Annotated in this window: 15 protein-coding genes and 1 pseudogene; 9 read left to right on the forward strand and 7 right to left on the reverse strand. The window is 44.3% G+C overall.

The features are described from left to right. Nucleotides 1-157: 157 nt before the first annotated feature. Both nagA and L3V33_RS07190 read right to left on the reverse strand, forming a co-directional pair. A complete protein-coding gene (gene nagA, locus L3V33_RS07185; RefSeq protein ID WP_237290089.1) occupies nucleotides 158-1,294 on the reverse strand; it encodes an N-acetylglucosamine-6-phosphate deacetylase in 1,137 nt (378 codons plus the stop codon). Nucleotides 1,295-1,309: 15 nt separating this feature from the next. Then, complete coding sequence (locus L3V33_RS07190) at nucleotides 1,310-2,005, reverse strand: putative N-acetylmannosamine-6-phosphate 2-epimerase (RefSeq protein ID WP_237290090.1); 696 nt, start codon at nucleotides 2,003-2,005, stop codon at nucleotides 1,310-1,312. A gap of 227 nt (nucleotides 2,006-2,232) precedes the next feature. Between L3V33_RS07190 and L3V33_RS07195 the strand changes: the two genes are divergently transcribed. After that, on the forward strand, nucleotides 2,233-3,840 hold the full coding sequence (locus L3V33_RS07195) for a PTS transporter subunit EIIC (RefSeq protein WP_237290091.1): 1,608 nt from the start codon (nucleotides 2,233-2,235) through the stop codon (nucleotides 3,838-3,840). Nucleotides 3,841-3,933: 93 nt separating this feature from the next. Further along, nucleotides 3,934-4,782 (forward strand): MurR/RpiR family transcriptional regulator, encoded by an 849-nt coding sequence (locus tag L3V33_RS07200; protein ID WP_237290092.1) that lies wholly within the window; start codon nucleotides 3,934-3,936, stop codon nucleotides 4,780-4,782. A gap of 125 nt (nucleotides 4,783-4,907) precedes the next feature. Here L3V33_RS07200 and L3V33_RS07205 read toward each other — a convergent pair whose 3' ends face one another. The 3 genes from L3V33_RS07205 to L3V33_RS07215 all read right to left on the reverse strand — a co-directional run bounded on the left by L3V33_RS07205 (nucleotide 4,908) and on the right by L3V33_RS07215 (nucleotide 6,954). After that, nucleotides 4,908-5,231 (reverse strand): DUF4144 domain-containing protein, encoded by a 324-nt coding sequence (locus L3V33_RS07205; protein WP_237290093.1) that lies wholly within the window; start codon nucleotides 5,229-5,231, stop codon nucleotides 4,908-4,910. Between the two features lie 93 nt (nucleotides 5,232-5,324). Then, nucleotides 5,325-6,116 carry a CLCA_X family protein gene (locus L3V33_RS07210; protein ID WP_237290094.1) on the reverse strand — a complete coding sequence of 264 codons (792 nt, stop codon included), beginning with the start codon at nucleotides 6,114-6,116 and terminating at the stop codon, nucleotides 5,325-5,327. 136 nt (nucleotides 6,117-6,252) lie between these two features. Next, complete coding sequence (locus L3V33_RS07215) at nucleotides 6,253-6,954, reverse strand: flavin reductase (RefSeq protein WP_054546217.1); 702 nt, start codon at nucleotides 6,952-6,954, stop codon at nucleotides 6,253-6,255. Between the two features lie 263 nt (nucleotides 6,955-7,217). On the opposite strand from L3V33_RS07215, the gene L3V33_RS07220 reads away from it, so the two are divergent. The 4 genes and pseudogenes from L3V33_RS07220 to L3V33_RS07235 all read left to right on the forward strand — a co-directional run bounded on the left by L3V33_RS07220 (nucleotide 7,218) and on the right by L3V33_RS07235 (nucleotide 11,445). Continuing rightward, nucleotides 7,218-8,549 carry a ferric reductase-like transmembrane domain-containing protein gene (locus tag L3V33_RS07220; RefSeq protein WP_237290095.1) on the forward strand — a complete coding sequence of 444 codons (1,332 nt, stop codon included), beginning with the start codon at nucleotides 7,218-7,220 and terminating at the stop codon, nucleotides 8,547-8,549. Between the two features lie 193 nt (nucleotides 8,550-8,742). After that, nucleotides 8,743-9,150: a hypothetical protein gene (locus L3V33_RS07225; protein WP_029223609.1), complete on the forward strand. Its 408-nt coding sequence runs from the start codon at nucleotides 8,743-8,745 to the stop codon at nucleotides 9,148-9,150. Nucleotides 9,151-9,243: 93 nt separating this feature from the next. Then, nucleotides 9,244-9,520: pseudogene (locus tag L3V33_RS07230) on the forward strand (prolyl oligopeptidase family serine peptidase); the annotation flags it as partial. Between the two features lie 551 nt (nucleotides 9,521-10,071). Further along, on the forward strand, nucleotides 10,072-11,445 hold the full coding sequence (locus L3V33_RS07235; RefSeq protein ID WP_237290096.1) for a carbohydrate porin: 1,374 nt from the start codon (nucleotides 10,072-10,074) through the stop codon (nucleotides 11,443-11,445). Between the two features lie 135 nt (nucleotides 11,446-11,580). On the opposite strand, the gene L3V33_RS07240 is transcribed toward L3V33_RS07235, so the two are convergent. Beyond that, complete coding sequence (locus L3V33_RS07240; RefSeq protein WP_146455468.1) at nucleotides 11,581-12,567, reverse strand: LacI family DNA-binding transcriptional regulator; 987 nt, start codon at nucleotides 12,565-12,567, stop codon at nucleotides 11,581-11,583. A 234-nt stretch (nucleotides 12,568-12,801) separates the two neighbouring features. On the opposite strand from L3V33_RS07240, the gene L3V33_RS07245 reads away from it, so the two are divergent. The 3 genes from L3V33_RS07245 (at nucleotide 12,802) to L3V33_RS07255 (ending at nucleotide 16,837) form a co-directional block, all read left to right on the forward strand. Next, complete coding sequence (locus tag L3V33_RS07245) at nucleotides 12,802-14,241, forward strand: sucrose-specific PTS transporter subunit IIBC (protein ID WP_237290097.1); 1,440 nt, start codon at nucleotides 12,802-12,804, stop codon at nucleotides 14,239-14,241. 194 nt (nucleotides 14,242-14,435) lie between these two features. Continuing rightward, nucleotides 14,436-15,395: an aminoimidazole riboside kinase gene (locus L3V33_RS07250; protein WP_237290098.1), complete on the forward strand. Its 960-nt coding sequence runs from the start codon at nucleotides 14,436-14,438 to the stop codon at nucleotides 15,393-15,395. After that, the gene (locus L3V33_RS07255; RefSeq protein WP_237290099.1) at nucleotides 15,392-16,837 is read left to right on the forward strand and encodes a sucrose-6-phosphate hydrolase; all 1,446 of its coding nucleotides are present in this window, start codon (nucleotides 15,392-15,394) and stop codon (nucleotides 16,835-16,837) included. Before L3V33_RS07250 ends, L3V33_RS07255 begins: the two co-directional genes overlap by 4 nt. A 134-nt stretch (nucleotides 16,838-16,971) precedes the next feature. Here the strand turns inward: L3V33_RS07255 and L3V33_RS07260 are convergent, their stop codons facing one another. Next, nucleotides 16,972-18,414 carry an N-acylglucosamine 2-epimerase gene (locus tag L3V33_RS07260; RefSeq protein WP_237290100.1) on the reverse strand — a complete coding sequence of 481 codons (1,443 nt, stop codon included), beginning with the start codon at nucleotides 18,412-18,414 and terminating at the stop codon, nucleotides 16,972-16,974. Nucleotides 18,415-18,647: the final 233 nt, after the last annotated feature.

Below are 18,647 nucleotides of genomic sequence, written 5' to 3' on the forward strand. Positions count from 1 at the left end.
GTTTGTGATTAAGGAGAACCCGTAAGTGGTTTTAATATTTATAACTCTTAAAGCGCAGGTGGGTTAACTGAGTTTTGAAGTATCGATGATCTGAGAGGACATTAAAAAAGGCCACTCAATAGGGGGTGAGTGACCTTTAGGAGTTTAGGTTGGGCTTTTAGCCGGAGTATAAATTCCCATCGACTAGAACGGAATTTGGTTCGCCGTTTTTATCAAGAATTGTTGCAGATGCTCGGTATCCTACTTTTAGGTAGCCTAGTTCATTTTCAAGATTCATCGCATGGGCAGGGTTAGTGCTGGCCATTTGGTAAGCGTGTTCTGGGCTAACGCCCCAATTAATAAGGTTTTTGACGGACTGAGCCATGGTGATATGTGCACCAGCGAGGCTGCCAGCTTCGTTAACTAACTTACCATCTTTGACTCGAATCTTTTGGCCATCAAGAAGGAAGCTTTCATCAGGGTTTCCTACTGATGCCATAGCATCGGTAACCAGCACCATTTTGTCTTTTGGCTTTAGCTTGATAGCCATTAACAAGTTTTTTGGGTGAACGTGAATACCATCAGCAATGTAAGATGCCCAACAATCATCATCACTTAGTGCGACACCGACTGCGCCAAGCTCACGACCAGTTTGTGATGACATCGCGTTATATAGGTGGGTAAAACCATGGATGTTCTCACGCTTGCCAACCAGATCTAGCTCGGCAAGGTTGGTATGTCCTGCAGCAATGATACAACCCTTACCTGATAGCCATTTGATGGATGCTGAATCCACTTGTTCAGGCGCTAAAGTGATGAAGTTAATGCCTTTCGTTAGCCACGGAAAAGCGTCCAACTGTTCAATGCTCGGGCTGTAGAAGTTACTTTCATCGTGAGCCCCCTTTTTTACAGGGTTTAGCCATGGACCTTCTAAGTGGATGCCTAACAAACCATCAACTTTTTTCTGTATCCCTTGCTCAATCGCATTTAGCGCCGCTGCCATAGCGGATGGCTTTTCGCTCACTAGGGTAGGTAATAGATACGCTGTGCCGCCTTTGCGGTGAGCTTTTATGATGGTTTCAATCGTGGGAACGGATTGAGCATCATTGAGCATCATGCCACCACCGCCGTTGACTTGAATATCGATAAAGCCTGGGGTAATGATAGCGTCACCGTAACTAATCAAATCGGCACTTGAATCGAGTTTGTCGATTGGGGTTATTTCAAGGATCCCGGTGTGATCAAACACTAAAGCGTGTTGCTCTAGATAGTGTTCACCGTCAAACAATACGTGCGCGGTAATGGCTTTTAACATGATGCTATCCTTTTCTTATTTCGCTATTTTTGCACTAGCGGCTGCGTCGAGGTACCACGATGTTGCAACTTCTAGACGCGTTAGGGCGGAGCCAACAGTCACTGAAAGCGCACCGGCTTGGATTGCTTGTTTGCATAGTTCTGGAGAGTTGAATCTTCCTTCTGCCATAGTGAGATAGCCTGCTTGAGCAAACTTGGTAACCAGTTCAAAGTCTGGCTCTTCCGGAGTTGTCTCGCCAGTGTAGCCAGAAAGCGTAGAGCCGATCAATTCAATGCCTTGGGAATGCGCCCAGAATCCGTCTGAAAACTCGGCACAATCGGCCATACCAATACAACAAGATTGAACAATAGCTTGCGCAATGACTTGGCGAGTTTCCGGCCGAACTCGATCGGTCGCATCGAAAGCAATAATCGCTGCACCTGCTGCTTCTAGTGCTTTCACATCATCAACAAAGGGTGTGATACGCACCGGGCTGTCAGGTAAATCTCTCTTTACGATGCCAATGATAGGGATGGATACGGCTTTCGCCACAGCAGCAACGCGTTCAGCACTTTCTATTCTCAATGCTGGTGCACCTGCCATTTCTGCGGCCTTTGCCATAGCAACAACAAACTCAGTGGTATCGAGTGGACTTCCTTCAACTGGTTGGATAGAAACGACAATAGTGTCGGCCAGTGTTTTGGCTATTTTAGTGATATCCCAGTTCTTCATTACTCGCCTCTTAATATGATCTTTATTCTTCAGAACTTGTTTATGAGGTTGTTATACCAATAAAAATAATCTTCATCCATAGTGAAGATTATATTTTTTACATAGATCACAGATTTTCTTCATGGTGTTTGAAGATTATTTTTATTGTGTTGATAATTGACTCGATTAAGGGAAGCTGCATAGCGGTTTAAATACAATTTTAATAAATCAAAGGATTTGGAGGGTACATGAACGGTATCTTTTCTGTACTACAAAAGATCGGTCGGGCATTTATGTTGCCCATTGCTGTTTTGCCAATGGCGGGTATTTTACTTGGGGTTGGTGGGGCATTTACGAGTGGGCCACTTATTGAAACTTATAATCTGACCTTCTTAGCTCCAGGGACGCTTGCCAATCAGTTTTTGGTACTTTGTTTCCAAGCGGGTCTATTCGTGTTTGTAAACCTACCATTGCTATTTGCGGTTGGCGTTGCGATTGGTATGGCGAATAATAATAAAGAAACGGCGGCACTCTCCGCAGTACTTGGCTTCTTACTATTCCATACCGTGATTGGTGCGGTACTTGGTTTCCAGGGCTTCTCACCAGAGACTACCAGTGTTGAGGGGCTTATTGCGGCTGGCGCCAATGCGGATGAAGCGGTGGGTTTAGCCTCTATGTATACCAAAGAGCTTGGCATATTTACGCTACAAACAGGTGTGTTTGGCGGTATTACATGTGGCCTACTATCGGCGTTTATTACTAATCGTTTCTCAAATGTGACATTGCCTGATTACTTGGCGTTCTTTAGCGGAAACCGCTTAGTACCCGTCATGACAATGGTATTCTTTATTCCGTTAGCATTTGTGTTCCCATTCATCTGGCCACCAATTTTTAAATCTATCGTTTTTGCAGGTGAAGCCTTCTCTGCAATGGGGTACATCGGTACTTTCTTCTACGGTTCATTGATGCGGCTATTGAACGTATTTGGTCTCCATCATGCGATTTACCCATTGTTCTGGTATACCGAATTAGGTGGCGTACAAGAAGTTGCCGGTGAAATGGTCGCTGGTGGCCAAAAGATTTTCTTTGCTCAGCTCGCTGATCCAGCGACGGTACATTTTAGCTCTGAAGCGACACGCACAATGACCGGTGGCTTCTTACCAATGATGTTTGGCCTGCCTGCAGCAGCTTTAGCTATGTACCGCTGTGCAGACGATAAGAATAAAGCCAAAGTAAAAGGTATCTTGTTCTCAGCTGCGTTAACGTCGTTCCTGACAGGTATTACTGAGCCACTAGAGTTTACTTTCTTGTTTGTTGCACCAGCATTGTACGCGGTACACGCAGTGCTCGAAGGTATCGCTTACATGTTGATGCACATGCTGGACGTCGCGGTTGGCATTACTTTCTCTCGCGGTATCATCGACTTTACCTTCTTTGGTTTGTTACAAGGAACAGCTAAGACCTCGTATCAATGGATTCTGATCCTTGGCCCGATTTACTCTGTGATTTACTACTTTGTGTTCAGCTTTATGATTCGCAAGTTCAATTATTCAACGCCGGGCCGTAACGATGCTGAGAGCAAACTTTACACACGTAAAGACTATAGCGGTAAAGAGGGTGGGCTGATTGATGACATCGTGACGAATTTAGGTGGTAAAGAGAACATTGCTTCGATTGACGCTTGTATCACTCGCCTGCGAATTACTGTGAAAGACAGTGAGTTGCCTGCCAGTGATGAGGTTTGGAAATCGTTGGATGCCAAAGGAGTGATTCGCTCCGGCAATGGTATTCAGTTGATTTACGGAACTCAGGCTGAAACTTATAAGAATCAGATAATCGAAAAATATCAGTTATAACAATTGATTGAGATAAGAGCCTAGCAATCGCTAGGTTCTTGTTGTTTGAAATTACGTTATACTCCCTGCGTTAGTTATGGAATTAAGAGCATTATGAACGCACAATCTCAAGTCAATTTACTATCTCGCCTTCGCTATGGCATGGAAGGTTACAGCCCTAAGTTAAAAAAAGTGGCTGATTTTATTGTATCTAACGCTGATAGCGCTCAATACCTAACCATTACAGAGTTAGCAAGAGATACTACGACAAGTGAAGCGACCGTGATTCGCTTGTGTCGAGACTTGGGTTTTAAAGGTTACTCTGACTTTCGAATGGGATTGGCAATTGAGCTCAGTCAGCCGCGAGCACAGAAAGCAAATGAACCCCTTAATGAGAATGCAGATCGAATTGACAGCGCGACCCAAAGTGCAATTACCAGCCTGCAAGACACCAGTACACTGATAGATAGAAAGCAGATTGATCGTATTTGTCAGATGATTCATGAAGCCGACAATATTCATTGTGTCGGTGTTGGGGCATCAAGTATTGTTGGTCGTTATTTAACTTTTCGCTTAACTCGAATAGGTAAATGCTCGACCATGTTCGAAGACACTCATATTGCAGCGATGCGTGCCGTTAAGTCGAAAACAAGTGACCTGTGGTTTGCGATTTCAAGCTCGGGTTCAACGAAAGATGTGGTGTACGCGGCGACAAGAGCGAAGAGTCAACAGTCTCCAGTCGTGAGTTTAACTAACATTCGCCATAGTCCATTATCAGTGACTTCTGATGAAGTGTTGGTTGCCGCTAGACCAGAAGGCCCTTTAACTGGCGGTGCTTTCGCATCAAAAGTAAGTGCATTGCTTCTGGTCGACGTCTTGATTAATCAGTTGGTGGCCGAGTACGAAGAGTACGCAGAATCGGTAAAAGACACCGCTGAAGTAACTATGGCGTTCATGGTCTGAGTACTGAATTTATTGGATACTCGATTTGATTTTGAAAAACAGCGCCTATGTTAGGCGCTGTTTTTGTTTGTACTGTATTAATTCACTACTGTGCTTCGAAGTTAGGTTTCGAATCTAAAGCAATATTAACGTGGCTCAAAAGCCAAAGACTGAATCGCTTCTTCGATAGTTAGGAAGTGGATCTTCATCAGGCACACTTCGGCTTTCTGGAACTCGTGGTTTCGAATCAGTTTAGTTACGCTTTCAACCGAATACTGGTCTGCTCGTTTCGCTAGAGACAGTTGATTTGAGTTTGATTGAAGCGAGTAGCTGTCACCTTCTGAATCAATTAGGTAATCATCTTCGCCCAATATCATGTCTGAGCATTCTGCCTGAAATTCGTGTTCGGATGCGACGTAAATAAGCTCATCATCACCGTCGAGTTTTACCAAAGATGGCCAACTGATCATTACTGCCTCTAAATCATGGATGTTGAAGTTTGAGTCTCGACTATAAACATTTTCCACTGCTTGGTCATCTCTTCAAGCAAACGACTTAAGACGTTACTTACTTAGAGAACGACCTAATGGTGCGAAGTATCCCTGAAGCGCTTGATAAATATCTTTGCGATGCTTGAGGTCTGGATAGAGAGGGAACATATCCGGTTTGGTCGTGCCATCGACTAAGTAAGAATTCTCGATATCAGAGCAGGATTCAATCGTAGCTTCAAAGGCACGTGCCATCATCTCCGTAGGTAATGAGAAATAACGGGCAGACGTTGCCTTGTCGGCAATAACACTTCGAGCCACGTAGTCGTGTTTATCCAGATTATTGTCGCTGAGCAATGTGGCATCGAACAGAGACATCAAACTCTCGTTTAATGGATGAGGTCGCACCTTTCTATCGTGTAGCCAACAATCACTGGCGAACAAGATTTGTTTTCGAGGGCCGGACATATCACCAATCTCAAACGCCTTTTCGGCAATGTAATGGTCAAACGCATGCCAAAACTCGTGGGCTAATGCACCGGCGCCAGCGTTCTTGGCGAGGGCTAGCTCTCGTTGGTTCGGTGCGTAGTGTGCTTGCACACCTTTCCTACCACCACTGCCAAAGGCTAAGCCTAACGTGCCGCGCAGGCCAATCGCTTCTGGAGGTAGAGCCAAGATGTAAGCCAAGTCTGCCAGCGAGTCGAATATCAGGTTCGCAGCGAGCTCTTTCTCTTCTTTAGAAACCCAAGCGCCCACGCGAATGCTCCCCATACCGAAGGTCTGTTTGATGTCCATGAAAGACACCTGATCGCCATGTCGGTAGTCTGGGCCTTTGCGTGTTTTGTATTTAAAGTGAGTTAACTTCAAAGGGGGACCTTGGGAACAGAATTAAGATTGAATGAGATGCTCTTGAAGGATGCATACCGTTTAGCTGCGTCCTTATGAATCCTTTTTTGAGCTGCCTCTCTTGGAGTCAAAGAAAGTTAGCACTTTTGACGGACAATTACCGAACAAAATGAGTTAGATTGAGCTCAAAAGCTTCCCATGAAGTTGGGTTACCTTCACGAGTCAGCGGAAACAGAGGCTTGTCTGGCTTGGCGTAACTCAATCGGTGAAGCCTTTGCGTGACATGGTAGCTATCCAGTCCTGAAATCGTGACCAAGTCCAACGCTTCTAAATCAAGGTAACCATCCGGCATCATGGCGCGTTTTGGCGCGTGAATCGTAATAACTTCACCAATCAACATTTGAGTTTGATTACTTTCTATTGTGATTTGTTCTTTGAAGGCCAAACCTATTTTTAAAGGGCTTTCTAAGACAAACGGAGCAGGGAACACATTGTCGTAATAAGGTGTGAGACCGACCGCGTTGAATTCTGAGATTGGTTTAGGGTAGCGAGCCGATGTTTGATGCGCCTTTCTAACAAAATCGGCACCAATACTATTAATCGTGAAGTGCTTAGTTTCTAGAATATTCTCTAGCGTGTGGCGTCGACTTTCGCAGGGGCGAACGATAAAACCAAACAGTGGTGGGTTCGATCCTAAATGAACTACCGAGCTGATAACAGCAAGGTTATCGAACCCCTGTTTGTCACAGGTACCAATAAGGTTGGCGCTTTTGAACCCTGACAGAGAGTTAATCAATCGAGTACGATGCCTCTGATCCATTGTTTGCAGATCATGTTTCGAAAGGCTGATGTCCTTCATATCTTCTCTTCTTCTCATTTTTGTTTATCACAAACTTGCTTACTAACGGATCAATATGTACGCAGTATCACTTTCTATCGATCAACGGGTTTGCCCTGAATAGCTATGTGGCACTGGTTTCGTCGGTATTTTTGCGAAACAGGTGCTTCTTTAAAGTGTGATTTTTTATGTGGTGCAAACTATTTGCATAGATTTACGCACTTTGACGCCCCTTTACATTCAAGAAACTAAAGTAAAGTTATAGTCTTTGAGAGCGCGAAAACATGAAAACAGTCTGCAATATCATCTGGGCAATGATTGCCACAATGTCAGCCTTTTGGTTTGCGATGGAACCGCAACTCTTCGCTTCAAACAATTTATTTGAATGGCGATCCGCCATGATTCAGTACTCGGGTATTTTGTCTCTGATGTTAATGTCCATCACCATGATCTTGGCGATGCGTTTGCCTATGGTTGAGAATTGGCTCAACGGCATGGATAAAGCGTATCGCGTCCACAAATGGTTGGGTATCGGTGGTGTAGCTCTGGGTGTGACACACTGGTTGTGGTACCAGATCCCTAAGTGGCTAGTGATGTCTGGAGTGTTGGCGAAGCCTGTTCGTCATGACGGTTCTGGCCCTGCAAGAGCTTTGTCTGGTTGGGAAGCGTGGGTCAATGGACTACACGGTTTTGCTGAAAACATTGGAGAATGGGGTTTCTATCTACTGCTTGTTTTACTGGTGGCGTCGTTGTGGGCGGCAGTGAAATACAAACCGTTTAAATTGTCACATCGCTTGATGTCTGTTGCGTATCTTTTGATCGCGTTTCACTCGGTATTACTGCTCAAACATGCCTATTGGGGTCAGCCTATTTATTACCTAACGGTGGCGTTTGCTTTGGTTGGGTCTATCGCGGCGATTTACAGTTTGTTGGGTTTTGTAGGGCGTCGTAATCGTCACTCTGCTGCTGTTTCCTCCACTCGATATTTTCCACAAGCTGAAGTGATGGAGTTGGTGCTAAAGCCCAATACATCTTGGCGAGGCCATAAAGCAGGGCAGTTTGCGTACTTACGCTTCGGCAATGAAGATCCGCACCCGTTTACCATTGTTTCGGGCAGCAAAAATTCAGAACTGCGCTTCTTGATTAAAGAGTTGGGTGACTTTACTAATGGTCTTTATGAACGAGTAAATGCGGGCGACGCGGTTACGGTGGAAGGGCCTTATGGTCGACTTGAGTTTGATTTAAGTAAGCCACAAATTTGGATTGCGGGTGGTGTCGGGATAGCGTCGTTTTTTGCAACTCTTGAAGCGCTCAAAACAGAGAAGACTCACTCTCACATCGAGCTGTTCTATTGTACTCGTGGTGTCGATGAGCATTTGGTGGATGAGTTATGGCACCTTGCACATAAAGTCGGAGTGAAGTTGAACGTGATAGATACTTTACATTCACCTCGATTAAACGCTGAACGTATCGCTCACCAGTGTGGTGATTTAAACGATTATGAACTGTATTTTTGCGGGCCAGAGCTGTTCTCAACATCGCTTAAAAAAGAATTGGGTACGTACAAGTTCAACGTTGACCAGAACTATCACGAAGAGCTGTTTGTAATGCGTTAAAAAGGCCGAAAGAGGTATCAATAGCGCCAAGTTTGGCTCTTTGTTGCGGGGCAGGGGCGACTGTCCGATTTGTTGTAATTGATACCTGACGACAAGTACTCGTGAAAAAGGCAAAACTTGCTCAACTTTTTATTGCAGCGGTTTGCTATTGAGCGATACCATGTACGGCTGTTTTATTGGTAAAGATTGCAAAATGTCAGATGAAAAGCTCGCGTTAGAGTGGATGCGCCAACAAGCGCATAAAATTGATCCGTATGTTATAAATCCATCATTTGATGAGTGTGTCGAACTGCTTGAGCCTGCTTTCAAAAAAGGGAAAAGTGTCGCGCAGCTAAAATATCTATTATCAGAAGCCGATCGTCGAGCGGGTGCTGCCGAGCGTAAACATGCTGCTTTAAAGTTCGCCAAAGAAAAAAGCCCAAAGGCAGGTCAAAACCTTCGCCTTCAAAGCAAGCTTCAGCAAGTGCAGTTAGCGTTAAAATTAGCAACAGGCGACAACAACATGACCATATCGCAGTTTTGTTCTGAGTATGATGTTAGCAAGCGAGACGGCAACGTAGCGTGGAATGAAAAGCTGGTTGAGCAGAATAAAAAAAAGTAACGCATTCAATATTTCATCGACCTTAAGCCCTCTTCAGCTGAGCTTTAGATCTTGATGGCTGACTGTTGAATTCATACTTTCACTCCAAATATTGATATTCCAATTGAAGTGCCAGAGATCGCGGCACAAGCTTCAACGACCAGCTATATAAACAGTGATGCTCCGCCTTACATTCAGTCCCATGGAATACTGGATAAAGCGAGTGCCTTTAGCACAAAGCCAGATCTTCAAAGATGTTTTGGATAAATACGGCATTGAGAATCAGCTATTTATCGAGGAAGGTGTTGGCCATAGTGATCCAATTTTTGATACTGATAAGTATGTACCGCATGTGATTGCGTTCTTAGAGCGACATTATCCAATTAAATAATCTCTACTTTTGTAGCGTTTCAACGCTCTAGAAAGTACTCATTGAGCCATTTAAAGCTAAGTTGATTACTTAAGTTCAACTTGGCTTTTTTATTGGGCGCTTTCATAACCATGTGGATTCATTTCTAACTCCCACTTTTATCATTCAATCGTCATTTATGAGATTGAACAAAACCGTCTTTACTTTCGATAATGGAGCTATCCATCAGTTAAGGTGGGCTGTTATTGAGTGGCGAGTCACGCTTTGTGCGCTATTCACTCAAGCTTATCGACTACCTTGCTAAAGCTGTCAATGTGCGCGATACACTATTTTTCGCCCATTAATCAATTTCACTTGTGACAAAGTTATCAGAATTATGCATTTTCGGTAACGTTCCCGAAAGAGTCGATCTATCATCCACCCAGATACAAAAGTGAAGTAATCAACACGACTAACTTCTATTTCTCTTTGATATAACGCTTATACATCAAAATTATAAGCAAAACTGTACTTACGAATTTATTTGGGAACGTTTGCAGATAATCCTAAATAATTAACGTGAGAAAATAAGAATGAAACTACACACTTTAACGGTTGCTGTAATGATGGGGCTAATGACAACGTCAGTATTAGCAAGTGAAGATGTTGCAGCATTAGAACAGCGCATTAATGAATTAGAACAAAGAGTTGCACAAACAGAGCTGGTCTCTACTGAGGCAAATGAAAAGGCTTCTTCGTTTGAGTTTCACGGCTACGCACGCTCTGGATTGTTGATCAATGACGACCTAAACGGCGCGACAGGTACTGGTCCTTACATGACAGCGGCGGGTGCGATTGGTGCACCAGTTGGACGACTTGGTGTGGAAGATGATCATTATGTTGAAGCGAACTTGATTCATAAGCGCTTTGCGGATGATGGCTCTAGTGCCTTGTTTCGTATCATGTTAGCCGATAGTACTGAGACAAATAACGAATGGACAGCCAGTGAAAGCCAGTTGAATGTACGACAAGTGTATTCAGAACTGAATCGCCTGAGCATGTTCTCTGAATCCGAAGCATTTTCTGAAGCAACGTTTTGGGCGGGTAAACGATTCGATCGCGACAACTTTGATATTCACTTTTTCGATTCGGATATTGTCTTCTTATCAGGTACTGGTGCGGGCGTTTACGATGTTCAGATGAGCGACAACTGGAAAGCGAATTTCTCTATTTATGGCCGAGATTTTGGTGAGATTGATAGCTCATCAACAGATGTAGAAAACTATATTGCAACCATGAATAACCGTATTGGCCAATGGCAAGTGATGTTGAGTGGCATGACCTCAGCAGACAACGATAGCCGCTTAAATGGCGCAGCTGAAAGCGGTGTACACGCAATGTTTGCGTACCATGGAGATAACTTCTTTGGTTTGAGCGAAGGCTTCTCTAAGACCGGTATGTTAATTGGTAACGGTTTAGGTGCGGAGCTAAAAGGTATCGGCTCAAATGGTGATTTACTTGATGATGCAAAAGCCGTTCGCCTGTTTAGCTACGGTGTTACTCGCATTGGCGACAACTGGCGCTTAGCACCTGCATTAATGGCAGAGCATAGCCAAGACCGTCTGAAGAAGAATGACGAGTTCACATGGGCTTCTTTAAACGTTCGATTAGCTCAAGAGTTCACAGAGAACTTTGAGATGGTTTATGAAGGTTCATTGCAGTACATGGATTTAGACAACTCGACAGAGCAAGCGAGCGGCGGTTTCTACAAAGCGACAGTGGCACCAACGTTAAAGCTTTCAACCAGTACCGGCTTTTTTGACCGACCAGAATTGCGTTTCGCTGTGAGCTATGTGGATTGGAGTGAAGACCTGAATGGTTACTCTATCAGCACTGAAGCAGATGCTGCAACGATGGGAGAGGGTGGCGAGGTTCTGTTTGCGCTGCAGATGGAAACTTGGTTCTAATTGCCTGATATATCGTTTAGATAGAGAGTGTTAATTATGATGTGATACTCGCATCATCAAATGCCAACCTTATCGTTTCAACTCGAAGGTTGGCATTTTTTTATCTTAGGATAACTTGATCTCTGAAATAAATCGCTAGCAAGACTCTCGGTCAATAGTCTTGAAGGTCAACACCATCTTGCTCATTTCAAAGCCTTTTTTCTCAATACGGTCAAGCAGCAGCTTGGCTCCATTTTCTCCAGCCTTATCAAACGCATAGTTAAACGTAGACAGCGTTGGTGTGCATACTGAAGCGAGCTCATCATCACCCACACCAAGCACCAAGACATCCTTTCCTGGAACGAGGCCTGCTTCCTGAATGGCTCTGATCGCACCGATTGCTATACGGTCAGTTGCGCAGAACAGGCCATCGAGCTTGGTGTGCTCTTTTAGAGACTGTTTAGCCAGTTGGTAACCTGACTCTATGGTGAAGTCGCCACGGGCGTGAAATTGCAGTGTGAGGTCGTTAAATTGAAGCGATTGAGCGAAGCCTTCGGATCTCATCTTATCAACCGCAATATCATCGCCTTGCACGCCGATGAACCCCATATGCTTACAACCTTTCGCTATGAGGCGGTTGCCCGCTTCAAATCCTACGCGAGTGTCGTCGTGCACAATACTTGGGATGTTAAACATTGAACCGTCTTGACCAACTAATACCACCGGCACTGCTGAGCTTTGAATGGCTTTAACTAATTTGTTGTCGAGGTGGGTCGCGTACAAGATGATACCTTCAACGCGTTTTTGGTTAAATATCTGAATATATTCAAGTTCTTTGTGGTGTGTTTGGTGCGTGCTCGCTAATAAAACATGCTTGCCCGCTTGTTCTAATATTGCGGTTAAACCATCGACACCTTGAGAGGTGGCGTGGGAAGAAACCCTAGGAACAATCACGCCAACCAGGTTAGTTTTCTGAGATTTTAAGTCTTTAGCGACTTGGTTTGGGAGATAGCCACACTCTTCAACCGCTTTACGCACCTTCACCTTGGTCGCGTCTTTTACGCCATACTCATCGTTGATTACTCTTGAGACCGTCGACTTGGAAACTCCAGCGAGACGAGCGACATCATGAAGACTAGCCATTATTCATTATCCAATTGTAATTTTAGTTTTGGGATTGTTTGCAAACAGAGCATCAAATTTACCTGTTATTAGGAGATTTTAACTCTGTCTTCTTATCCTAGGGAGATAATTTGAAGATCATTCTCACAGTATTGAGCAATTATCTTTGATCATTTGTTATTTCTAGGTAAAAATTTGTTTTGCAAACGTTCCCGAAAATTCAAAGGCTCAAATGATAATCCAATGGGGTATGTAATGAATTATCCAAAAGTAGCAAAAGAGCTGCTCACTCTATTAGGTGGTAAAAGTAATATCACTGCACTCGCACATTGTGCGACTCGTTTGCGCCTTGCTGTCGCAGACCAAGACAAGATTGATGAAAAGGCGATAGACGACCTCGATGGAGTTAAAGGCCAATTTAAGGTTGCGGGCCAATATCAAATTATCTTCGGCTCCGGGATTGTAAATCAAGTTTATGCTGAATTATCTAAGTTGACAGAGATGACGGAGATGTCTACCAAAGAGGTGGCGTCTGCTGGAGCTGATAACCAAAATATCATTCAACAAGCCGTGAAAGGCTTGTCTGATATTTTTGTGCCAATTATTCCGGCTATTGTTGCTGGTGGTTTGTTGATGGGTATCTACAATCTATTAACTGCTCAAGGCTTGTTTATTGACGGCAAATCTTTAATCGACGTCAATCCGGCTTTAACCGACTTAGCCAATATGATCAACACATTTGCTAATGCTCCTTTTGTCTACTTACCTATTTTATTAGCATTTTCAGCGAGTAAGAAGTTTGGTGGCAATCCATATTTAGGTGCAGCCTTAGGTATGTTGATGGTTCACCCAGATCTTCTAAACGGTTGGGGCTTCGGTGGCGCATCAGTGTCGGGCAACATTCCTGTTTGGAACATTCTAGGTTTTGAGATTGAGAAGGTTGGTTATCAAGGCTCCGTACTTCCGGTTTTAGTATCTGCGTTTATTCTAGCGAAAGTAGAACTCGGTTTACGTAAAGTTATTCCTTCTGTTTTAGATAACCTGTTAACACCTATGTTGGCCATTTTTGTGACGGGGTTGCTAACATTCACGGTTGTAGGGCCATTTACACGTGATATCGGCTTCCTACTTGGCGATGGACTGAATTGGTTGTACAACAGTGCTGGCTTTGTCGGTGGTGCGGCGCTTGGTTTGATTTATGCACCTTTTGTTATCACAGGTATGCACCATAGCTTTATCGCTATCGAAACTCAGTTGCTTGCAGATATCGCAACGACTGGCGGTACATTCATCTTCCCTATCGCGGCGATGTCTAACGTCTCACAAGGTGCAGCAGCACTGGCAGTTGGTTTCATGACTCGTGATACAAAAATGAAGAGTATTGCGATTCCTTCCGGTGTAACAGGCCTGCTTGGTATCACTGAGCCTGCAATGTTTGGTGTGAACTTAAAACTTCGTTACCCATTTATTGCTGCGGTTTGTGGCGCAGCGGTTTCAAGTGCGTTTATCACTATGTTTAATGTGAAAGCACAAGCGCTTGGTGCGGCGGGTATTCCAGGTGTCATTTCAATATCTCCGGAAAAAATTGGTTATTACGTGGTGGGGATGATCATCGCGTTCGTAACTGCCTTTGCACTGACTGTTGCTTTAGGTTTGCGTGAGCGCAGCAAGCAAAATATTAAAGCAACAGCTTAACGTTTATCCCTAGAAGTGAAGCCCCCCTTTCACTTCATTTCCTAAGCTTTGGGGTGCTAGCTAGGTGATTTGGCTTAGCTAGCCTTTTTATATTTTCACATGACAGCGTGAAGTGTCACTTTGCTTTTGGTTGCTACTGCTTTCGATTGCCATCGCTTTCGGTTGTCATGATTTTCAGTTTTAAGGTAAGAAAGATGAATCAAGTTTGGGTAACTGGAGACGCTGTTGTCGACCTCATTCCGGAGACTGACGCGACATTACTGAAATGTCCAGGCGGTGCTCCAGCCAATGTCGCGGTAGCGATTTCTCGCCTTTTAGGCAAAAGCGCATTTTTCGGCCGAGTGGGTAACGACCCGTTTGGCGCTTTTATGAAAGAGACCCTGAAAAAAGAAGGTGTGAATACTGAATACTTGGTTAAGGACCCTGAACAACGTACATCCACTGTGGTGGTTGATCTTGATGGCCAAGGTGAGCGCAGCTTTACGTTTATGGTTAAACCAAGTGCCGACCAGTTTATGTCTGTTGAAGACATTCCCGTATTTAAGACAAACGAGTGGTTACACGTCTGCTCAATCTCTTTGGCTAATGAACCAAGCCGTAGCAGCACTTTTGAAGCAATCCGACGCATGAAAGCCGCGGGCGGTTACATCAGCTTCGATCCAAACCTTCGCGATGAAGTGTGGCAAAACCCATCTGAAATAAAATCTGTTGTCATGAAAGCCGTTGAGCTGGCTGATGTGGTTAAATTCTCAGAAGACGAGCTGGATTTCTTAACCGATTCAACTTCGATGGAACAAGGTTTAGCTAACATTGCAGATCTTAACAACACGCTTGTTTTGGTTACGCAGGGCGCGAAAGGCGTTTGGCGAGTATTTGAAAATCAAGGTGAGTTGATTTCAGGTCGCTCAGTGACGCCAGTGGATACCACGGGTGCAGGCGATGCTTTTGTTGGTGGTTTGCTTGCAAAGCTTTCTCAACATGAAGAGTGGAATAATCAACAAGTCGTTGATTCTGCAATTCAGTGGGCGAATGGTTGCGGTGCATTGGCAATCACGCAAAAAGGCGCGATGACCGCACTTCCAACGCAAGAGGCCCTCACTCAGTTTATTCAAAAAGACTCTTCAAATACGAATGCCGTAGAGGAGAGTGTATGAGTTTGAATTCGAACTGGACAGTAGAGCAAAGGTACTGTCGCGTAGAGCAGATTTCTCAAGACAGTATGGATGCGATGGTAAAACAGCGTAAGCAAGATTCTGGATACCCTAGTTACCATATTGCTCCCCAATTTGGCTTGCTGAATGACCCGAATGGTTTGTGTTACTTCAACGGCGAGCATCATATTTTTTACCAATGGACGCCGGTTGGCCCTGTTCATGGCATGAAGTATTGGTATCACCTGTCTACAAAAGATTTTGTTCACTTCGAAGACCATGGCATTGGACTGCATCCAGATCAAGACTACGATTCTCATGGGGTTTATTCTGGTGGAGCTCTCGTTGAAAACGACGAAGCTATTTTATTCTTCACGGGAAATCATCGTGATGAAAACTGGGAAAGGTCCTCAACTCAGTGTGTTGCAAAGATGTCCGTCAAAGGGCAAATAGAAAAGCATGGTGTGGTTATCGAAAATGAACACTACACAGAACATTTCCGAGATCCAAAAGTGTGGAAGGACGGTGACGATTACTTGATGGTTGTTGGGGCTCAGACCCAAGAAAAACGTGGTTCAATGGCGCTGTACAGAAGTCGTGATCTCATGAACTGGCAGCATAAAGGTTCTATTCAAACTCGTTACAACAATCTTGGCTATATGTGGGAATGCCCTGACTTTTTCGAGATAGATAACCAGTCAGTGATGTTGTTTTCTCCACAAGGTGTCTCTAGCGATAATCCGTACGATTTTAAAAACATTTACTCAGTGGCTTACATTGTTGGTGATTGTTTGAATTTAGATTCGATGGAATTTGAAAACCATCAAGATATCGCGCAGCCTGATTACGGATTTGATTTTTACGCACCTCAGACTTACTTAGACGATTCCGGTCGCCGGATCTTGATTGCTTGGGTAGGCCTTCCTGATATCGACGCTCCATCTGTAGCGCACCAATGGGCGGGTATGTTGTCATTACCACGCGAGCTTAACATCCAAGATGGCTATCTGGTGCAATCGACTTTACCTGAATTGAACGCGTTGCAAGGCGAAGCTGTTGCGGTTGAGAGCGTTCTTGAACTGGATACAACCAGCTTCATGGTTCAGCTTGAAACGGAAACGGACGAGTTTGAGTTAACGCTTGTTAATGCTGCGGGTGATAACATCGTGTTCAGTGCTACAGAAACGGAGTTCATGCTTGATCGCAGTAAGATGTCTCAACTTTACGCGGAAGAGTTTGGCTCTGTGAGAAAAGCACCGAGGTTGAGCACTAAGCAAATGATCGAAGTTTATGTCGATAAATCGGTGATCGAAATCTTCATCAATGGCGGTAAACATACAATGACCAGTCGTTTCTTCATCGATGATTTGAGTTCATTGTCGATGACCGGTGATGTAAAAACTGTTTACCGCTCGATGACCCCAATTAAAGGGTTGGACGACTAAGCTCCGTTTATCTCCATCAAAATAGCCGCTGATCAACAGTGGCTTTTGTTTGGTCTGCGACATCACTATTGTGCTAACTCTCTGACTTTGCCCATTCCTCGCACATAAAGTTCATTTAGATCGAGCAATCAACGCTAAGGTCGAATGTTATCGAAACTGACCTTCTGCGTTCCATCTCCAGTGTTTTCCAACTTAACTAGATCCCCTTGATAGTAATACGGTTCCATTGGCATATTGCTGTTGATCGGTCTTGCGTAGTGCAATACAGCCAGTTTAGCGTTAACTTGCTGAGCATATAAATAGCCAATCAGCGCATGTTCAAATTGGTGATAGCCATTGCCCCAATGGAAAGCTTTAGTACGCTTAGGATCAAGCCCAACGCCACCGTATTTGTGGTCGACCCATACATCATGAAAGGTCGGTAGGGTGTATTGCAGGACGTCTTTCATTGAACCATCGACCAGCGAAACCGTCATAGCCGCTTGATCAAGCTCTGCCCATTCCCATGATGACGCCCACTGGCTGTGCGGTCTGCTTTGCCAGCCCGTGATATCTTGCCCTTGCCACATCTTCTGAAGTCGCTCACCAAAGTAGTTAGATACATTGGCAAAGTCTTTCTGATATTGCGCCTGATCCAGAGTGTGTTTCATGCCGTCTAAACCAAACTCCGACAAATCGGAATTATTTAATGCATGACCGGTTAGATAGGTCATCCAATACGCTTTGATGGTGTGTCCAAAATCGTTGTGATTGGCATTGGGCATCATGGCTGCTTTATCGTGAATAGCCCCGTAGAAGCGTTGTTCATCTTCAGAGTGATAGTGGTCGATCATAGCTTGTGTTAGCCAATTTAGGTCATCAAGCCATTTTGATTTGGTGGGCTCTTTCAGCAAAGGGGCGACTAACAGCATGTAACCGTTAATTTGATCAAGTTGCGCGACCAATTCACGTCGTGTGGCTTTTCCATCTTCACCGTCGGCAAGTACCCAAGCAAGACCACTGTTGTCGCTAAGTCGATACTTATCAAAGATAAAAGCTTGTTGGGCGATGAGTGCTTCTTCTACCTTTTTGTCTTGGGTTAGGTAGTAATACATCGCGAGTCCAACCAACGCATACGCTTGATCTTGAGAGGTACGTTGCTGCCAATTCTGACCTGCTTTGCCCTCTTTTGTGTAGCCAATAAAGCCACCATTTTGCTTATCTTCTAGTTGATCAATGAGGTAGTAGGCGCCTTGTTTGGCAAGCGCTAAAGCCTGCTTGTCTCCGGTAAGATGGTAGAGCACGCCATAGGCATAAGTTTGACGTGATTTCATGCGCGTAAACTCTTTGCCGAAGTGGGGAGTGATCCAGCCTCTGTCTAATTCAGGACACACATCAGAAACATCAAGCAAGGTACCGTCATCACAACGAAACGTCGGGAAATTGCCTATCGGTTCTCCCTGAGCGCTAGGCATTAGCCAGTAAGGTGCGAGCCCTTCAGAAGCATGATTAATCCAGTCTTCTCCGGAAGGAAGGGTGACATTGGCAGATACAGCGAAACTGGCCACGCTGAGTAATGCGATCGTTGCTCGTAACATGATGTTTATCTTAATGATTTGAATTTAGTTGAATATAAACAATCAGGTCTGCACATTGTGATTCGGCGATCACAATCGATCAAATTAAAACGGTTTAAAGGGGAAGCTTAAAGGTCATTGAGTCGTATTGAGTTAATCGAATCTCATCTAGCATTATCCATAATTCGAATAATTAGTAATGACTATAAGTCATTGGATGAATTTTGGTCGCGTTCGTATACTCGGTTCAAACA

It is taken from the genome of Vibrio sp. A2-1 (assembly GCF_021728355.1).
Classification (GTDB): domain Bacteria; phylum Pseudomonadota; class Gammaproteobacteria; order Enterobacterales; family Vibrionaceae; genus Vibrio; species Vibrio splendidus_K.